Source organism: Methanoregula sp., from assembly GCF_049518935.1.
GTDB lineage: Archaea > Halobacteriota > Methanomicrobia > Methanomicrobiales > Methanospirillaceae > Methanoregula.
The window spans coordinates 1-17,090 of the sequence record NZ_JBEKRH010000033.1; the positions used below are offsets into that span (position 1 = coordinate 1).

Genomic DNA, 17,090 nt, shown 5'->3' on the forward strand with positions numbered 1-17,090 from the left:
AATAACATAAGACTGTTATTTCATTATTCAACAGTGAGGTAGTAGATGACAACAGTATACGATGTCCCCGCAGACCACATCATCCGGGCGGTCGCCGAGGAGCTCAAGAAGCGGAAGGAGATTACTCCTCCCGCATGGGCAGCCTTCGCAAAGACAGGGGTTCACAAAGAGATGCCCCCTGAAGACCCCGACTGGTGGTTTATCCGGGTTGCAGCAGTGTTGAGACGCGTCTATGTCGACGGCCCGATCGGCGTCGAGAGGATGCGAAGCTTTTACGGCGGTAACAAGAACCGCGGCTCCAGGCCCAATGCATTCCGCAAGGGCTCGGGGTCGGTCCTGCGCAAGGCGGTACAGCAGCTTGAAGCAGCGGGTCTTATTGTCCATGACAAAGTCGGCCGGAAAGTCTCTCCTGCAGGTATGGCCTTCCTCGATGCATTTGCACAGGAAGTAAGGAAGAACCCGTTGCCGAACGTCCCGAAGCGCGCCAAGCCGGTTGTCGAAGAGGCCAAGAAGGCAGACGGCAAGAAAGATGGCAAGAAGAAGGGCGGCGACAAGGTTGCAGCTGAAGGTGCCGTTGACGGTGCCAAGGCTGAGAAGAAGCCGGCAAAGAAGAAAGCCGACAAGGCAGAAGCACCCCAGTGAGGTGTCACTATGGGAGACGACGAGCTTAACGAACTCCGCAAACGCAGGATGGCGCAGCTGCAGCAGCAGGCTGGCGATCAACAGGGTATGCAGGAAGAGCTCGAACGCCAGCAGCGCCAGAAGTCTCAGACCCAGATGATACTCATGCAGATTCTCGAGCCGGATGCACGGGAACGCCTGAATACCATCAAGCTGACCAAGCCCGATTTCGCGAGTGCGGTCGAGCAGCAGCTGATCCAGCTCGCTCAGAGTGGTCGGCTGGCGAAGAAGATTACCGATTCACAGCTCAAGGAGCTGCTCCGGCAGCTTGCACCGGCCAAACGGGATTACTCAATAACAAGGAGATAATGAAAGCAGGAGTGCTGTATAGCGGCGGTAAGGACAGTTCCCTTGCAGCAATGATGCTGGGTACGTATTACGAGGTCGAACTCAACACGTTCGTGTTCGACCCGGACCGCCAGATCCCGATGGTCGAGGCAGCAGCAGGAGTGCTGGGGTTTCCCATAAAAAAGAGAGTATTCAAAAAAGGACTGCTGGACGAGATGGTAGACCTGGTGATTGCAAAGGGGTATCCGAACGATGCCATCAACCGCATACACCGGGAAGCCATTGAGGCCCTCGCAGGCGAGTACAGCGTGGTCGGGGACGGTACACGGTTTGATGATCGCGTCCCGATGCTCGCCCGCGATGCAGTCCAGAGCCTGGGAAGCAGGACAGGGTGTTCGTATGTGCGACCCCTGCTTGGCTGGGTCAGGCCCGAAGTCGACCGGCTTGTTGATCGGTTCCTCACCGTGCAGTACGGGGAGACCGGCCAAGTCAGGAATGGCGACTATGAAGCAGAGATCCGGGAGGCATTCCGGGCCCGCGGGCTCGATTTCGCCCCCCTGTTCCCGAAACACCACGAACAATCGCTCGTGGTGGGCAGGAAAAATTCGTAATTCAGGTGAACAGAGATGAGCAAATTAAGCAAAGGCAGGAAGATCCGGCTGGCAAAGGCGTGCGACCAGAACCGTCGCGTGCCCCAGTGGGTTATGGTCAGGACCAAGCGTGCCGTTGTGGCGCACCCGAAGAGAAGAAACTGGCGCAAGAGCACGCTGAAGGTGTGAGCTATGGCAGAGAAGATGGAAGAGCACGTATATATCATCCCCCTGCGGGATGCACGGCGGATGCCCCGGTGGAAGAGGAGCAACGGCGCGATCAAGGATATCAGGAAGTACCTCGCCAAGCACATGAAGAGCGAGGACGTCAAGCTCGATCAGGGCATCAACGAGAAGGTATGGTCACGGGGCAGCTCCAAGCCGCCATCAAAGATCCGTGTCCGTGCCATGAAGATGGAGGACGGGCAGGTTCAGGCTGAACTTGCACCGGAATCATAAGATGGAAAGAACGATCACGTTTGCAGGCGATCCGAACATCGGGGTATTTACCCGGGTGGTCGGGGATATCGCCATAATCCCCCCGGAATCTCCGGCAGAGTATAAAGCGGCAGTGAAAGCGGCTCTCCAGGTAGAGCTCGTAGAGACTACGATCCAGGGCAGTTCAATCATCGGTTCGCTCGTGGCCGGCAACAGCCGGGGCCTCGTGGTCTCGGGGCTGGCATCCGAAGAGGAAGTCGCTATCCTCTCGAAGCACCGCAAGGTGTTCCTGCTCCATGAGTCGATGAATGCCGCAGGCAACGTGATCATGGCAAACGATACCTTTGCAGCAGTCCACCCGGACATGCCGGTCGACATGATGCATGCGATCGGCGAGTTCCTTGAAGTCGAGGTGTTTACGCTCGTGCTCGGTGGTGTCAAGACCGTCGGCATGGCAGGCGTTGCCACGAACAAGGGCGTCATCGTCCACCCGCGGGCCACCGACCAGCAGATCGCACGAATCGAGGCGGTCGCAAAGATCCCCGTAGGGACGGGCTCGATCAACATGGGCAGCGGCCTTGTGGGTACCGGTCTTCTCGTGAATGAGAATGGGTACATTGCAGGCAATGCCACGAGCGGGTTTGAACTGGGCAGGGTAGAGGATATATTTGGTTTTCTGGAGTGAGGTAACATGACAGAGCAGAAGGCAGAGCAGAAGTTTGAAGTGAAGGGCACGTTCCGGATGGGCGAGAACTGGATGCCGTATACGAAAGTGATCGAGGCGCCCAACGAGAACCAGGCAAAGGAACGCACCTTTACGGTGATCGGCAGCAAGCACAACCTGAAGCGGCGCTACATCAAGATCGATGCAGTGAAGGCCGTTTAAGGTTTTTGAACAATTTTCTTTTATTCTCTTATTTTCAGATGGGGAGTTTACTGCTTCCCGGTGCCTTTGAATATTGTTGAGAATCCGGTTATTGGCTCTCCTTCACCGGCGTGAGGTCCACTCTCTTCAAGAGTCCAAGCCCTGCTAATTTTGGTTCATCACATCTTTACATAGGATGCGGTTTACCTATCTCAAAGGTGCGATGAGACGCCGCCGCCCCCGACGGGGCGCCCCCGCGGCGGATCAATTACTTAGTAATCAATACTAATATATTGTTGACTAAAAAACATGTTATTGAATCGTAATTCTTCTAGTAGGCAAGTTCAGGAGTTGTTTCACGGAAGATATTTTCTATGACACAGCGTTATACGCAACCAATTACTCCACCACCAATTATGGCCAAACATGACCCTATTATTCCCCCATTTGCGGGTATTATCCCAGCAACATATAAATAAGCGGCTACCGTCAAAACGGTCGTAACTCCAAGTTGATAAATCTGCAAATCAAGTGTTTTTTCTTCATATGACATAGGAGGCATAGTAATTGTATTGATAACAACATCAAGAAACCTCCTGCCCCGCCGTGCCTCGGAGAGGCCCTGAGGCGGGGAACCCTCATTTTAATGCTCTTTTGATTCTTCTCCCGTGGTTTGTAGATGAACGGATGTTCTAGCGAAAAACGATCGCGCCCTTTAGTACCGGTGATGTGAACCGCCCGTCCCTGCTTGCCGGAACGAGAGCAGTGGGGGGGTCGCGTGGGTACACAACAATTCCGGCCGAACTGCTGACCCCCCTGCTTCCAGCTCCGTTTTTTTTATCTCCTCCGGTGCCTGATGTATCCCCATGAAGGAAGACCTCCGCTGGAAAATGTTCGTGGGTATCGGACTTGTCACCCTGACGCTCCTCCTGATGACAATCCACCTTATAGTCTTCCAGGACTCCCATTACCTGTTCACCTATCTCCTCGCGGACCTTGCCTTTATCCCGGTCGAGGTTATGTGCGTGACGCTGATCATCGACTCGATGCTCACCTCCCGGGAACGGCAGCAAAGGATGGAGAAACTGAACATGGTGATAGGTATCTTCTTTTCCCGGGTCGGAACCCCGCTCATTGCCCGGTTCGTGAACGCGGATACGGGCACACGGCCCCTGCAGGAGCAGGTGGCAGCAGGTCCGGAATGGACCACAGACCGGTTCCGGGCAGCACACGAGGGTCTGGCCGGCTGGAAATGTACCATTGATCCCGATCGCATCGACCGCGAAGCCATGCGGGAGTTTCTCATCGGGATCGAGGACTTCCTCCTCCGTATCGTGGAGAACCCGATGGTCTTCGAGCACGAGTCGTTCACGGACCTGATCCTTGCGGTCACGCACCTTGCCGAGGAGCTGAAGGCCCGGGACGATCTCTCGCGGCTCCCTCCCTCAGACATCGCCCATCTCAAAGGCGACATGGAGCGGGTGTATGCCCGGCTGGTGCCCGAGTGGCTGAAGTACATGGAGTACCTTCAGCGCTCGTACCCGTACCTGTTCAGCCTTGCGATGCGGACGAACCCGTTCGATGCGAATGCGAAGGTGGTGGTGGAGTGAATGGTACCTGCCCATCCCTTCCCGGGTTCCTCCGGTGACAAGTGCCCGGAAATGGATCGACAGTACTTGGCCGGCCCGGGTTACCGTACAGGCACCGGGACAACCCGGAGGTGAACGGGGGGATCGAATTGATACGCGGAAACGGCAGGATGCCAGAACGCTGATTAAAAAGAGAGAATATTTCTCAGAGCTCGCGGTATACCACGTCCCCGACATAGACCCGCTGATCAACCCTGAAACCGATGTCCTGCCCGCAGTCAGCTTCAGTAACCGGTATATGATCCATCTCAAGCGAGGTCCATCTCAAGCGAGGTTACGGTCTGGTGGAAGTCCTCACTGTGCCCGTGGATATGGATCCGGTCGCCGCGTGCGAGGTGGTCATCGAGTACGATTGCCGCTACACCCACTTTTGGGTAAACGTGGGTTACTTTCCCCATCAGGGTCTCTACCATTATCGCCTCCTGATATGTGACTAATACCGGAGCCACGGGATACCTGTTGTTACCGTAGTAGTGACCCGGAATGGGTGATCTCACCCCAGACCGGCAGATGATATAAAAAACCAGCCTCTCCCTGATACCCGGCGAGTCTCACTTATATAGCGTGCTTGTAATTTTTCATGAGATTGTAATAATATATCAGGTGAAAATTTTCTCAGTTGTGACATTCTTTGACACACCGACTATGCGACTGCTGAATTCATCCACGGTTGTCGCAATTGCCGGAGGACTCCGGCTGAACATTGCCTTCCTCCTTGCCGGACTCGGGATGAGAATCCCTGAGTACTGCGCATTTGCCCTGATCATCTATGCTACGTACACTCTTGACCGTGCCCTTGATTGCAGGGAGGATGCGATTAACAAGTGCGAACTTATCGGTGCTAACGGGAATATCGGCATTTTTGCATGTGCCGTGGCATTTCTCATTGGCACCATTATCCTCCTGCAGGACGGGATCTTCCTTGCACCGTTCTTCCCGTTCATAATCGGTTACATCTATACCCATGGTATTAAAGTCGGCCCGTACACCCTGAGGCTCAAAGGAGGAGCCGGGGTGAAAAATGCGATCATCGGACTTACCTGGGGAGGGACGATCGCCCTCATCGTGAGCCACTGGTGCAATGCTGTAACAACGGTGCTCATTATCTTCCTTTTCTATGGCATCAAACTCTTCATTACATCCTGTATTAACGATTTCAAGGATGTGCGGGGCGATCTGGCCGCCGGTATCCGGACCCTGCCGGCCACGCTTGGAGAGGAGCTGACAAAAAAAGTCCTTATCCTCATGCACGTGTCACTTCACGGGGTCATGGTATACGCCGTATTTGTCCACCTGATCGCAGACGAGAGGGTGATCCTGGTGTACAGTTTTGTCGTCAACCTGGTATTCCTCATCCTCTATTCATCCTCGTTTGAACAGAGCTCACACCTGATCTTCCGGAGGATGCGATGGTTTGTGATCTACTGGGAGTCTGCGATCAGCCTCCTGCTGCGGGCTGGCCTTGCGGCCTAGTCAAGACTCTTAATTTTTCTGGATTGTTTCCGGTAATAGGTGAAAATCCTGTCCCCCCAACTGAGCGCTGAAGCATCCTGGCTGGTGATATCATGCTTTGAGTCGAACATACCGGAATTATAGAAGAGGGAGAGGGAAAAGTAGGTATCACTGAGTGCAAACGAGAATTTAAGGTTCTCCTTACATACGTACATTGATGCGGTCCTGCATCCGAGGTACTCTTTGAGAAAATCGGTATAATTCTCCGCGACTATCTTAAACACGTTCGGCGTGAGGATCAGGGATGACTGGATGCCTTTTTTTGCAATGGCGGTAAAAAATTCCGGGAATTTGGGGTGCACCGTGTGGGTAATGCCCCGGATACTCTTTGCCTCGGCAAGACTTGCAAGGAACGGGTTGATATTGAAAAGATCCTCATCCAGTGTCTCAACGATCTGGTAGTCCCCGAGGTCGCCAATATTGAGGAGGAGCTCATGCGGAAGGACGCCAATGTTGTGATCATGCCAGAATTTTCTGTTCTTATCGAAGACTTCCATTGTCCGGATAAGGGGCTCCATTTGGGTGGCTATCACTTTGCCTATCGGAGTCAGCGAAAACTTCCTCCCGTCCCGTTCGATAAGGTGCTCCTCTTCGAGGATTTTCACCTGCGGGAGCATCCCCGTAGAAGTGACCTTGAGGATCTTTTTGATATCATCCCATTCCTTTGGCCCGCTGTGAAGGAGAACCAGAAGATTCCGCCGTTTATCGGAAGCTGAGATGACATTCAGGAGCTCGCTCATATCACACCATTATTATGGTAGTGAGGTTGTTACATGGTAAGAAAAAACCTCCTGACTGAGCATTTTATCTTAATTGTCATTATAATTTATCCGTTTTTCACGTTTCTTCACAGGTGGCGCCTCCTTTTTTTGCATGCAAACGATCTCCTGAAATGCCGCATGACCCGGGGAGAACCGGGGCGATCACTGCCGGATTGGCGTCTTCCCTCCTGTACCGGAACAATTCATTCCATACCGTGTCTTTCGCCGGAGACCGTTACAATGGCTTTAAAAAATTTTACGGCATTGTAATCAGCAAACGGATAATAATATACTATCTCCGTTCCGATACACTGTCGGAGTATCGATCTCTCGTGAACGTGCTTCACATCCACACATCACCCAGCATTGATTTGATACTCCTTCAACTTTGTTGATGAGTGCTCTCCGGACGGATGTAATCGAAACGAAACCAGGGTCAATGGCAACTGTTATGAGTCTTGCTTCTCCAGAATGTTTCCCCATAAAAAAAAGCACAAGTGAGGATAACCTGTTATCGATCCTTTATGTTGATGATGACTCCACTCTTCTCAACGTAAGCAAACTCTATCTCGAACGCCAGCCGGATATGTGCGTGACTACGGTCGCCAGCGTCCGGGATGCTCTCATGATCTTAAAAACATTTAGCTTTGATGTAATCCTCTCCGATTACCAGATGCCCGATATTGATGGTATTGGATTCCTGAAGATCCTCCAGGAGTCCGGATGCACAATCCCTTTCATTCTCTTCACCGGTAAGGGCAGGGAGGAAGTCGTGATCGAGGCCATTAACCATGGGGCTACCTATTATATCCAGAAGGGTGGATCTCCAAAAGCACAATTCGCGGAACTTGAGCATAAGATCCGGGAAGCCTCGCGAAGGAGGCGAGCCGAAGCTGCATTGCGGGAGACAGAGCTGCATTACCGGACTCTCTTTGAACATTCCGGGACAGCAATCATGACGCTTGAAGATGACATGATGATCTCCAGTGTCAATAATGAGTTTTCACGTTTGACCGGATACCCAAAGAATGAGGTTGAGGGTGTTTTACACTTGACTGACGTTATGGATGGTGAAAGTAGTGAAAAACTGTTTGATCTCTTCCTTCTCCTGCGCAGGGGATCGATTCCAGCGATAAACCACTTCGACTTCCGATTAATCACAAAAGGCCAGCGGATCAGGAAATTAACCGCCACCGTAGCGATTATCCCTACAACCGGGTGCAGTATCGCCTCCCTCGTTGATACCCCTCTCCAGTCACGGGCCGAAGATGTGCCCGGAAAAAACCATGAAGATCTCTGCGGGATACCCACTATTGCGTAATCCTTAACGATTCAATGATGAAAATGTCCCGGGATATCGCATCTCTGGATCATGCCGGGTCCGGCAGGCTTTTTTATCTCGTGCTCCTTCATGACCTGTTGACCTGTGCCTGACATCCCGTTATTTCTTAACGTTCCGGTGTTCCGGCTACTTCCCTGAGCGCTACGAACCAGTCCGGCCTCCCTTATGCGAAGTGTCCGTCCCAGACTTCAGATTTACGGCTGTTCCCGTCAGGTGTTGCCCTCAACCTTTGTCAGCAAGCGCGGAACTAAGTGCGTAATCCGTCCGCAAAAAAGTTATTTGTTGATATGCACGACTTTTGCCGGCGGGAAACCGTTGAAGTACGTGGAAGAGGCATGGGAGTATGCCCCGATATTCTCCGAGTAGACCAGGTCGCCGATATCGAGATCAGGCAGCTCGGCCGACAGGGTGATCGTGTCGAAGGCATCACAGGTAGGTCCGAAGACCGCTGAGATCGCCGTTTCGCCCCCCTTGAACGAGAGGACCGGGTAATTCACATGGTCGAACACCTGCCCGGAATACGTGTGGTACACACCGTCATTGATGTAATAGCAGGGCTTGCCGTCACGGACCGCCTTGCCCACCACCTTTGACACCAGCGTGCAGGTGTTGGCCACAAGGAACCGGCCCGGCTCGGCGAGGATCTGCATGTCCTTTGGGAACAGCCGTTTTATCTCGGTGTTCAGCTTCTTTGCAAGCGTCCGGATTGACCGTATCCCGGGATGGTACTTCACCGGGAAACCACCGCCGATGTCGAGGATACGGATCTTCCTCCCTGTCCGCTCCTCCACTTCCTTAATGATATTTGCCGAGAGCTGGAGGGCCTGCATATAGTTCTCGAAGTTGGTGCACTGGCTGCCCACGTGGAAACTCAGTCCTTCCACTTCGAGGCCCATATCGAATGCCGATACGATAAGGTCTACCGCTTCGCCCGGGTGGGCCCCGAACTTGGAGGAGAGCTCGACCATCGAACCGGTGTTGGGTACCCGGATCCGGAGCACGACCCCGGCATGGGGTGCATGTTCCTTGATCTTATTAATCTCGTAGATGTTGTCGAATGTGACGAGGGGTTTGTACTGGTCGAGCGCCTCGAGGGTCTCGATCGGCTTGATCGTGTTTGCGTAGATGATCTTGTCCCAGATCCATGCGAGCCGTTCCTTCTTTGGCATCGACTTGATGTTCTCGTACACGATCATGAACTCCGGCATGGAGGCAACATCGAAGCTGCAGCCCATGTCATAGAGGGTTTTCACAATATCGGGGTTGGAGTTCGCCTTGACGGCAAAATAGACCTGAACATCCGGCATATGCTCCCGGAATTCCCGGTAGTTTTCCCGGATTTTTTCATGATCGATAACAAAGATAGGGGTGCCGTGCTCGTGGGTGAGTGTCCGCAGCAGTTCCAGCCGTGACTTCCCGATATGGTGCACGGGGGTCTCCTCGGTCCCTTTCTTCTTCCGTCTCTTCTTGGTGTCGACCGCAGTTTTTGTCATTATATGATTGATTTATTGCACGAATAAGAAGTTTTTGAATTGCCAGATATCTTCATGGTCGTAAATGTTCTCCGGGTTCTCCTTGAAGTAGACCACGCGGTTTTTCAGCGGTGTCCAGTCGGACGGTCCTGACCAGAGTTCGCCGAGGTAGGGTACGGCGATCCCGAGGACAAACTCGTACGGCAGGTCATCGGGAAGGCAGAACCCCATCTTCGGGTGCTCGATCATCCACATCACCGCGCTGACCACCCCGAGCGCGACCTGGATGGTGGTCGCATTCTGGCCTGGCGCGAGTTTCTTGGCCTCGTCAATCGGGAGGATACTGCCTGTCCACCAGGACTTGTACGGGTGGCCCATCAGAAGAGCCCCGAGAATATCTGCCCCGGAGACGATCTCCCGGTCGCTCATAATCCGGAGCGTGGGCTGGAGCTCGTAATTACGGGCGCGCAGTTCGTGGATGGAGGCGATCGTGGCATCGCAGGGCATGTACGCATAGTGGACGGTCGGCCGGTAGATCGCCGTCCCGTCTTTCCAGACCGTCCAGCGGTCGGAGATGCCGAATGCCTCGCCATGACGGATGACCATGCCCACAATCTCCTGGTGGGGGATCCAGGACCGGACCCAGGTATTGATTCCCATCCGGGGCAGGAGGATCCCGTTCTTTGGGCCGACCGGGGGGATGATTGCCTGGGGAGGCAGCTCTTTCTCGTGGGTTCCCCAGCCGATCTCGGCCGGGGCGGTTCCTTCCTCTCTGAGCCCTTCTATGCACCAGGTGCCGACAAACTCATCCATCTTCTTGGGGGACCGGGATATCTGGGTATCGTGCTCTGAACAGTGGATCACCCTGATACCTGTCTCCATGGCCAGCGCAGCGTAATCCTGCTCCCTGATCAGGGACCTGATCCGGTCCGGGTCGGTTGCGATCCCGTCAGCGATCATCCGCTCGGCGATATCGACCAGCCCTTTCTTGGCAAAATGGGAGATCAGCCCGGGGTTTGCGCCATGGTCGACAACACAGGTGGTGGCATCCTTCCAGTCCCGGGTCAGCTCCATGAGTTTCATCTGCCGGAAATAGAGCGTCTTTTCGTAGGGAGTCGCCGTAAACTTCTCGGAATCGGGATCCCAGGCCTCGACCGAGGTGTTCACGTACAGGACATCGTTGTCATGACACCACTGCACGATCTCGCAGCAGTCGATGTTCCAGGCAAGATCGATCAGGAGACCGCCGGGCGAGAGATGCTCGGAGAGTATTTCTTTGAGGTTTTTTGGCGATACTTTCTTTTTGTAAAACTGGAGGCCACGCGTGGTCCAGGCTTTGAGATCTGTTGACTTGTCTTTGAAATCGATGATCGTGATATGTTCCAGGGGGATGTTCACATGCCGGAGCAGGATCGGGAACATGCATTTGGATACCGCGCCATACCCGATGATCAGGACTTTGTTCTTGAATTCCACCGCAACCCTCCTTTATTTTTATATGCTGACGTATATTCGCACTCTCCCGTTTGTTTTTTTACCTAATAAACTGGTGATAAAAGACCTGTTCACCGGGATATGGGTGCAGTCGGAGCCCCGATTGGTTTCGTGTGATCCTGCAAAGACTTTTACATGCCCCCATACCAGTACATCGCAGGAGATAACGTACATGGATGAAAGGAGACCGGCGGATCTGTGCAGGACCCGTGAATCCTGGTGGCAGGCACTGGACAATGTCAAACCGTATGCGCTTGCCGTCCTGATCCTCACCGGTCTCACCTTCGAGCTCGTCATCCACTACTTCCTGAAGATTTCTGTTGTCTACACGCAGTTTTACTACCTGGTCGTTGTCTTTGCCGGTTTCTGGTACGGGCGGAGGGCGGTCTGGGTGGCATTATTCCTGGGGGGCCTTCAGATTGGGGTCAGCTGGATAATCACGGGCTCCATCTCCCCGGAGTCCCTCCTCCGTACCCTGATACTCGTCATTGTTGCATTCATTGTCGGTTCTTTTATCGAGCTGATGAACTGTTACCGGGAGCTGCTGGAACAGCAGAACCGTGATCTTGTGGAGATCAACCTCCAGCTCGGGAGATCCGAGGAAGCGACCGGCATCGCCAATAAAAAAATCGGCCTCCTTGCGAGCATCACCCGGCACGATATCCGGAACCAGCTGATGGCCCTCGTTGCGTTCCTGGAACTTTCGAAGATGAAGATCACCGATGCAGATGTCCTTTCCCTTCTTGGCAAGGCAGACTGGGCAGCGCAGAATATCCAGCGGCAGATCGAATTCACGAAGAACTATGAAGAGATCGGGGTACAGACCCCGCAGTGGCAGAACGTCAGTACAATTCTCGAGGGGCTCCGCCCTCTTATTCCCCCGCAGGTTGACCTGGAACTCAGGCTGGACGGGCTCGAAGTGTATGCAGACCCGCTTCTGGAAAAAGTGTTCGAGAACCTGATCGACAATTCCCTCCGCCACGGGGAGCGGGTCCGGCACATCACGATCTCTACCCTCCAGTACGGCCTCGGGGAGATTGCGATCGAGTACGCGGACGACGGGGTTGGTGTGCACGACGAGGACAAGGAGCGGATCTTCGAGAAAGGGTTTGGGAAGAACACCGGCCTTGGCCTCTTCCTGATACGGGAGATCCTTGCCATCACCGGTCTGACCATGAAGGAGTCGGGCGTATACGAAACAGGTGTCCTGTTCGAGATCTTCATACCCAAAGAAAAATACCGGTTTTCCGGCACCGAGTCATGAGTTTTCCCCATTACCCGGTTACCTGCAACGGTTGTCTGTCTCCCCGCTGGTGTTCGCCTTCCTTTCCTACAATGATGTATTTATGGTGATGGAGAACATACATATCAGGAGTGACAATTATATCGGTATTCTATCGATAGTTATCGTTTTGAGGGGTGGCAGATTTTGGCAGACAAGAACGGACCCATAGACCAGCGTGAACTGATGATGCTCCAGAATTACCTGCAGGAATACGGGCAACAGGCAGAGATCTTTGTCAACCAGCTCCAGATGCTGGAGAATGGCAGGCTGGAGGCGCATGCTGCCATCGAGGCTCTCGAGGCGATGCTCGTGGCCGGGGATGGCACAGTCCTTCTCCAGATTGGTGGCGGGGCAAGTGTCCGGGCAAAGGTAATGGAACCCGAAAAGGTCCTGCTCGCGATCGGCTCCGACGTGATAGTAGAGCGCCCGAATAAGGACGCTGTGGAGTTCTTAAAAGAGCGGATCATGGAGATGGAAGCCTCTCAGAAGAGGGTCTCGGAGACGCTTGACCGTCTCAGGGGCCAGATGAACGAGATCAACAAACGGATCGAGTCCGGCTACCAGCAGGCGATGGCAGCAGGCCAGATTCCTGAATAACCTGGGATATTACCTACATGTTCGGGGGACTTCGCGACAAACTGCGAGCCGCACGGGAACGGCTTGGCGGCAGCATCCAGGCAGCGGCCGCTACACAGGATGCGGGCGGGAGCACGGGTAGAGAACCTGTTTCAGCTTCCCCGCAACCGGTAGCGGAGACCGCCCCGGACCCCTCCTCAACGCCAGCCGCCCCGGGTTTTGTCGAAAAGGTGAAGATCCTCATCAAGGACCGGGAGCTCGTGGTCTCTGAGAAGGATGTGGCTGATGCTCTCTCGGAACTGGAGATGACTCTCCTTGAAAGCGATGTAGCCCTCCCGGCGACCGATGCGATCATCGCGAGTGTGCGGAAGAACCTCGTCGGGAAGCACCGGAAGATCGGTGAATCCGTGGATGCCCTGGTCGTGGGCGCCCTCCGGTCTGCCCTGCTGGATGTCCTTGGCAAGGGGTTCGATCTCAAAGACTATATCCAAACCCACAACCGCCCGGTGAAGATCCTCTTCACCGGAGTCAACGGGACCGGGAAGACCACGACCGTTGCGAAGATCGGGGCCTATCTCAAGAAAGAAGGTTTCACTGTTGTTATCGGGGCGGGGGATACCTACCGGGCCGGTGCAATCGAACAGATTGCAGTACATGCCGAACGGATCGGGATCCGGGTGATCCAGCACCAGGAAGGAGCGGATCCTTCTGCCGTGCTCTTCGATACCGTCCAGTACGCCATCTCCCATAATCTCGATGTCGTACTTGCCGACACCGCGGGCCGGTTCCATAACAAGGCGAACCTGATGAGCCAGCTCGAGAAGATCAAGCGCGTGATGAAGCCCGATCTCGTAGTGTATGTCGACGAGGCGGTTGCCGGCAACGATGCGGTCACCCGGGCCTTCGAGTTCGACAAGACGGTCGGCGCCGATGCGGTGGTCCTGACCAAGGCGGACATGGACTCCCGCGGCGGTGCAGCGATCTCGATCGCCCACACGATCGGGAAACCCCTGATGTTCCTTGGCGTTGGTCAGGCTTACGATGACATCCTGCCGTTCGAACCGGTACGGGTTGTCGACGAGCTGCTGGACGGGGGTGCATGATGCTCGACGGCCTTTCCACATCCTTAAAGGACGCACTCAAAAAACTCGCCGGCAAGAGCGTTGTCGACCGGGCCGCAGTCGACGAACTGGTCAAGGACCTCCAGCGGGCTCTGATCTCATCGGATGTCAATGTCAAGCTCGTGATAGAGCTCTCTAAAGCGATCCGGACCCGTTCACTTGACGAAGAGGTCCAAAAGGGCATGAACGTCCGCGAGCACGTGCTCCGGATCGTGTACCAGGAACTGGTGCGCCTTGTCTGGGCCTCGACCGAGGTCCGGCTCGAACCCCAGACGATCCTGATGGCGGGCCTGCAGGGAAGTGGCAAGACCACAACCACGGCGAAACTCGCCCGCTACTTCCAGAAGAAGGGCATGAAAGTCGGCGTGATCTGCGCCGATACGTTCCGGCCGGGCGCTTACGACCAGATTGCAACCCTCTGCGGCAGGATCAATGTCCCCTGCTTCGGGAACCCTTCAGAGAAAGATGCGATCAAGCTCACCCGCGAAGGTCTCGCTGCCTTAAAGGACCAGGAACTGATCATCGTGGATACGCAGGGCCGGCATGCGCTCGAGGCAGATCTCATTGCGGAGATCATCGAACTCAATGTGATCACCAAGGCTACCCACCGCTGGCTCGTGATCGATGCGGCGCTCGGCCAGCAGGCGAGCGAACAGGCCCGGCGGTTCCACGAGGCGATCGGAATCGACGGGGTGATCATCACCAAGATGGACGGTACCGCAAAAGGGGGCGGTGCCCTGTCTGCTGTCGCTGAGACCAAGAGTGGTATCGCTTTCATCGGCAGCGGGGAGACGATCGAGGATCTCGAGCGGTTCGATCCCGACGGGTTCATATCCCGGATGCTCGGGATGGGCGATCTCAAGGCGCTGATGGAGAAGGCGAACGAGGTGATCAGTCCCGGAGATGTGGATGTCGATGCGATGATGAAGGGTAAGTTCACCCTTCGCGACATGTACAAACAGCTCGAAGCCCTCAATAAGATGGGCCCCTTAAAACAGATCATGGGGATGCTCCCGCTTGGCAACATGCAGCTGCCGGAAGGCGTGTACGATGTCACCAGCACGAAGATGGTCCGGTACCGGATCATCATGGATTCAATGACTCCGGGGGAACTCGATGAACCCACCCTGATCAACAGTTCCCGCATGCAGCGGATTGCACACGGGGCCGGTGCAACACCTGACGAGGTGCGGGAGCTCCTGAAGTACTACAAGATGATGCAGCGGACCCTCAAGGGCCTGCGGGGCGCAAGCGGCGGGAAGTTCAACATGCAGCGCCTGATGAAACGCTTCTCCGGAATGCAGTGAGATGACCGCGTTTGCCATCATCGGGCACCTGGCCCGGACGGACGGGGGCTTCTCGCTCAATGACCTGCCGGGCAGTGGCGGGCGGATGGACGTGCTCTGCCGGTGCGTGAACGCCTCGCTCTTCCTCTCGCATGACCTGCGCCGCGACGTGGACTGCTACCTTGTCCTGCTCGGGGCCCCGTCCGGGCCAAAGACCGTAAAGTTCTCCGGGGAAGCGGTAAGGTCGCTTTCGCCCGATGAGCGGAGTGCGGGTGCGCTGATCAAGAAAGTTATTGATATCCCGTGCGGGAGTGAATTTCGTGAGGGGGCGGACGGAGTATCGGTGCGGAAAGGCGGGCTCGAGCGGCTGGCCGGCGAACACCGGTTCGCTGTGATGGATGAACAGGGAATGGATGTCCGGACTGTGGATGCACTCCCGGATGCATTCCTGCTCTCCGACCACCTGAACTTTGCAGCAGCGGAAGAAGAATTGATCCGGGACTGCCCCCGGATCTCGGTCGGGCCAAAATGCCTGCACGCGGATCATACGATTACCGTATTACACAATGAACTGGACCGGAGGATAAGCGGATGGAAATAGACAAGAAAGTAACGGAGATTCTCGCGTACGGGGAGTGTTGCGATCACTGTCTCGGGAGGTTCTTTGGCAAACGCTCGCACGGGCTCTCAAACGATGAGCGCGGTAAGGGCCTCCGGGTAGTACTCGCTCTCGACACGAACCAGCCCTATAAAAAACCGGCCGGTACCTGCTGGGTCTGCGGCAACTTCTTCGATGATGTGTCGCTCTGGGCGGACCGGGTTATCGAGGCCACGAAGAATATCGAGTTCACCACGTTCCTTGCCGGATGCCGGGTGCCTCCCATGATCGCCGAGAACGAAGAGATGGTCTGGAGCGATCTTTCGCTTGCCGAACCCGAGCCTTTTAAATCGGAAGTAAACCGTGAAGTGGGCAAGGCTGTGTCGGCAAAAACCGGCAAGGTTGTTGACTTCAAGACGCCCGAAGTGGTCACGATCCTTGATCCTGCCACCGGCACGGTCGAGGTGCAGATCAACTCGGTCTTCTTCTACGGGAGGTACCAGAAGTTCGAGCGGGGCATCCCGCAGACCCACTGGGACTGCCGTGCCTGCCGGGGAGCAGGGTGCGAGAAATGCAACTTCACCGGCGCCCAGTACCTCGACTCTGTTGAGGAACTGATCGGCAGACCGGTCATAGAGATGTTCGATGCAGAGAACGCAGTCCTGCACGGTGCGGGGCGCGAGGATATCGATGCCCGGATGATCGGGACCGGCCGACCCTTCATCCTTGAAGTGGTCTCGCCAAAGAAGCGTTCCATCGACCTTGCGGTGCTCGAAGCGGAGATCAACCGGACTGCGGACGGGCGTGTTTCCGTTGCGATTAAACGCTGGGCGGACCGTCCGGAGGTGGAAACCCTTAAATCAAACAAAGCGCATAAAAAATACAGGATCCTAGTCGAAGTTGAAGGCGCATTACCTGCGGAAGAGTTCGCAAAAGCCGTAAAAACCTTACAGGGCGTCACAATATACCAGCGCACGCCCGAAAGGGTTGCTCACCGGAGAGCCGATAAAATCCGGGAGCGAAGGGTCCTCGATATCGAGTGTGTGGGGGAACAGGACGGCAAATTTGTTGTCGAAGTCCTGGGCGAAGCCGGCCTCTACATCAAAGAACTCGTATCCGGGGACTCAGGCAG

20 protein-coding genes are annotated in these 17,090 nt (G+C 55.0%); 16 read left to right on the forward strand and 4 right to left on the reverse strand.

The annotated features are described in order from the left end of the window. The first annotated feature begins 45 nt into the window (after positions 1–45). From ABSE13_RS12540 to ABSE13_RS12575, 8 genes are all read left to right on the forward strand, one after another. Positions 46–642 (forward strand): 30S ribosomal protein S19e, encoded by a 597-nt coding sequence (locus ABSE13_RS12540; RefSeq protein ID WP_424028855.1) that lies wholly within the window; start codon positions 46–48, stop codon positions 640–642. A 9-nt stretch (positions 643–651) separates the two neighbouring features. After that, complete coding sequence (locus ABSE13_RS12545; RefSeq protein ID WP_424028856.1) at positions 652–990, forward strand: DNA-binding protein; 339 nt, start codon at positions 652–654, stop codon at positions 988–990. Further along, positions 990–1,580, forward strand: coding sequence for a DUF7411 family protein (locus tag ABSE13_RS12550; protein ID WP_424028857.1), 591 nt, complete (start codon positions 990–992; stop codon positions 1,578–1,580). Before ABSE13_RS12545 ends, ABSE13_RS12550 begins: the two co-directional genes overlap by 1 nt. A gap of 15 nt (positions 1,581–1,595) precedes the next feature. Further along, the gene (locus ABSE13_RS12555; RefSeq protein ID WP_292542105.1) at positions 1,596–1,748 is read left to right on the forward strand and encodes a 50S ribosomal protein L39e; all 153 of its coding nucleotides are present in this window, start codon (positions 1,596–1,598) and stop codon (positions 1,746–1,748) included. 3 nt (positions 1,749–1,751) lie between these two features. Further along, on the forward strand, positions 1,752–2,018 hold the full coding sequence (locus ABSE13_RS12560) for a 50S ribosomal protein L31e (RefSeq protein ID WP_424028858.1): 267 nt from the start codon (positions 1,752–1,754) through the stop codon (positions 2,016–2,018). Position 2,019: 1 nt separating this feature from the next. Beyond that, entirely contained in the window at positions 2,020–2,682 is a 663-nt protein-coding gene (locus ABSE13_RS12565) for a translation initiation factor IF-6 (protein WP_424028859.1), read from the forward strand. A gap of 6 nt (positions 2,683–2,688) precedes the next feature. Beyond that, positions 2,689–2,883, forward strand: coding sequence for a 50S ribosomal protein L18Ae (rpl18a, locus tag ABSE13_RS12570; protein ID WP_424028860.1), 195 nt, complete (start codon positions 2,689–2,691; stop codon positions 2,881–2,883). A gap of 845 nt (positions 2,884–3,728) precedes the next feature. Then, positions 3,729–4,472, forward strand: coding sequence for a hypothetical protein (locus tag ABSE13_RS12575; RefSeq protein ID WP_424028861.1), 744 nt, complete (start codon positions 3,729–3,731; stop codon positions 4,470–4,472). 287 nt (positions 4,473–4,759) lie between these two features. Here ABSE13_RS12575 and ABSE13_RS12580 read toward each other — a convergent pair whose 3' ends face one another. Next, entirely contained in the window at positions 4,760–4,924 is a 165-nt protein-coding gene (locus ABSE13_RS12580; protein WP_424028862.1) for a hypothetical protein, read from the reverse strand. Between the two features lie 190 nt (positions 4,925–5,114). On the opposite strand from ABSE13_RS12580, the gene ABSE13_RS12585 reads away from it, so the two are divergent. Continuing rightward, a complete protein-coding gene (locus ABSE13_RS12585) occupies positions 5,115–5,984 on the forward strand; it encodes a UbiA family prenyltransferase (RefSeq protein WP_424028863.1) in 870 nt (289 codons plus the stop codon). Here the strand turns inward: ABSE13_RS12585 and ABSE13_RS12590 are convergent. Next, positions 5,981–6,763, reverse strand: coding sequence for a helix-turn-helix transcriptional regulator (locus ABSE13_RS12590; RefSeq protein ID WP_424028864.1), 783 nt, complete (start codon positions 6,761–6,763; stop codon positions 5,981–5,983). The genes ABSE13_RS12585 and ABSE13_RS12590 overlap by 4 nt on opposite strands. A 415-nt stretch (positions 6,764–7,178) precedes the next feature. Here ABSE13_RS12590 and ABSE13_RS12595 point away from each other — a divergent pair, with 415 nt between their 5' ends. After that, on the forward strand, positions 7,179–8,105 hold the full coding sequence (locus tag ABSE13_RS12595; RefSeq protein WP_424028865.1) for a response regulator: 927 nt from the start codon (positions 7,179–7,181) through the stop codon (positions 8,103–8,105). Positions 8,106–8,401: 296 nt separating this feature from the next. Here ABSE13_RS12595 and ABSE13_RS12600 read toward each other — a convergent pair whose 3' ends face one another. Next, positions 8,402–9,619, reverse strand: coding sequence for a type III PLP-dependent enzyme (locus ABSE13_RS12600; protein ID WP_424028866.1), 1,218 nt, complete (start codon positions 9,617–9,619; stop codon positions 8,402–8,404). A gap of 12 nt (positions 9,620–9,631) precedes the next feature. Then, entirely contained in the window at positions 9,632–11,074 is a 1,443-nt protein-coding gene (locus ABSE13_RS12605; RefSeq protein WP_424028867.1) for a saccharopine dehydrogenase NADP-binding domain-containing protein, read from the reverse strand. Between the two features lie 190 nt (positions 11,075–11,264). Between ABSE13_RS12605 and ABSE13_RS12610 the strand changes: the two genes are divergently transcribed. The 6 genes from ABSE13_RS12610 to ABSE13_RS12635 all read left to right on the forward strand — a co-directional run. Next, positions 11,265–12,356 carry a sensor histidine kinase gene (locus ABSE13_RS12610; RefSeq protein ID WP_424028868.1) on the forward strand — a complete coding sequence of 364 codons (1,092 nt, stop codon included), beginning with the start codon at positions 11,265–11,267 and terminating at the stop codon, positions 12,354–12,356. 165 nt (positions 12,357–12,521) lie between these two features. Continuing rightward, on the forward strand, positions 12,522–12,974 hold the full coding sequence (gene pfdA / locus ABSE13_RS12615) for a prefoldin subunit alpha (protein WP_424028869.1): 453 nt from the start codon (positions 12,522–12,524) through the stop codon (positions 12,972–12,974). Between the two features lie 17 nt (positions 12,975–12,991). Continuing rightward, positions 12,992–14,056: a signal recognition particle-docking protein FtsY gene (gene ftsY, locus ABSE13_RS12620; protein WP_424028870.1), complete on the forward strand. Its 1,065-nt coding sequence runs from the start codon at positions 12,992–12,994 to the stop codon at positions 14,054–14,056. After that, positions 14,056–15,381: a signal recognition particle protein Srp54 gene (locus ABSE13_RS12625; RefSeq protein WP_424028873.1), complete on the forward strand. Its 1,326-nt coding sequence runs from the start codon at positions 14,056–14,058 to the stop codon at positions 15,379–15,381. Before ftsY ends, ABSE13_RS12625 begins: the two co-directional genes overlap by 1 nt. A gap of 1 nt (position 15,382) precedes the next feature. Further along, complete coding sequence (trmY, locus tag ABSE13_RS12630) at positions 15,383–15,961, forward strand: tRNA (pseudouridine(54)-N(1))-methyltransferase TrmY (RefSeq protein WP_424028871.1); 579 nt, start codon at positions 15,383–15,385, stop codon at positions 15,959–15,961. Beyond that, the coding region (locus ABSE13_RS12635) for a tRNA pseudouridine(54/55) synthase Pus10 (protein ID WP_424028872.1) at positions 15,952–17,090 on the forward strand (1,139 nt) is incomplete at its 3' end. The genes trmY and ABSE13_RS12635, both read left to right, overlap by 10 nt.

Bases quoted from the DNA above. Each gene is read 5' to 3' on its own strand.
- ABSE13_RS12550 (WP_424028857.1), top strand. From the start codon at position 990: ATGAAAGCAGGAGTGCTGTATAGCGGCGGTAAGGACAGTTCCCTTGCA.
- ABSE13_RS12575 (WP_424028861.1), top strand. From the start codon at position 3,729: ATGAAGGAAGACCTCCGCTGGAAAATGTTCGTGGGTATCGGACTTGTC.
- ABSE13_RS12625 (WP_424028873.1), top strand. From the start codon at position 14,056: ATGCTCGACGGCCTTTCCACATCCTTAAAGGACGCACTCAAAAAACTC.
- ABSE13_RS12540 (WP_424028855.1), top strand. From the start codon at position 46: ATGACAACAGTATACGATGTCCCCGCAGACCACATCATCCGGGCGGTC.
- trmY (WP_424028871.1), top strand. From the start codon at position 15,383: ATGACCGCGTTTGCCATCATCGGGCACCTGGCCCGGACGGACGGGGGC.
- ABSE13_RS12560 (WP_424028858.1), top strand. From the start codon at position 1,752: ATGGCAGAGAAGATGGAAGAGCACGTATATATCATCCCCCTGCGGGAT.
- rpl18a (WP_424028860.1), top strand. From the start codon at position 2,689: ATGACAGAGCAGAAGGCAGAGCAGAAGTTTGAAGTGAAGGGCACGTTC.
- ABSE13_RS12545 (WP_424028856.1), top strand. From the start codon at position 652: ATGGGAGACGACGAGCTTAACGAACTCCGCAAACGCAGGATGGCGCAG.
- ABSE13_RS12580 (WP_424028862.1), bottom strand. From the start codon at position 4,924: ATGGTAGAGACCCTGATGGGGAAAGTAACCCACGTTTACCCAAAAGTG.
- ABSE13_RS12555 (WP_292542105.1), top strand. From the start codon at position 1,596: ATGAGCAAATTAAGCAAAGGCAGGAAGATCCGGCTGGCAAAGGCGTGC.
- ABSE13_RS12595 (WP_424028865.1), top strand. From the start codon at position 7,179: ATGAGTGCTCTCCGGACGGATGTAATCGAAACGAAACCAGGGTCAATG.
- ABSE13_RS12590 (WP_424028864.1), bottom strand. From the start codon at position 6,763: ATGAGCGAGCTCCTGAATGTCATCTCAGCTTCCGATAAACGGCGGAAT.
- ABSE13_RS12565 (WP_424028859.1), top strand. From the start codon at position 2,020: ATGGAAAGAACGATCACGTTTGCAGGCGATCCGAACATCGGGGTATTT.
- ABSE13_RS12600 (WP_424028866.1), bottom strand. From the start codon at position 9,619: ATGACAAAAACTGCGGTCGACACCAAGAAGAGACGGAAGAAGAAAGGG.
- ftsY (WP_424028870.1), top strand. From the start codon at position 12,992: ATGTTCGGGGGACTTCGCGACAAACTGCGAGCCGCACGGGAACGGCTT.
- ABSE13_RS12610 (WP_424028868.1), top strand. From the start codon at position 11,265: ATGGATGAAAGGAGACCGGCGGATCTGTGCAGGACCCGTGAATCCTGG.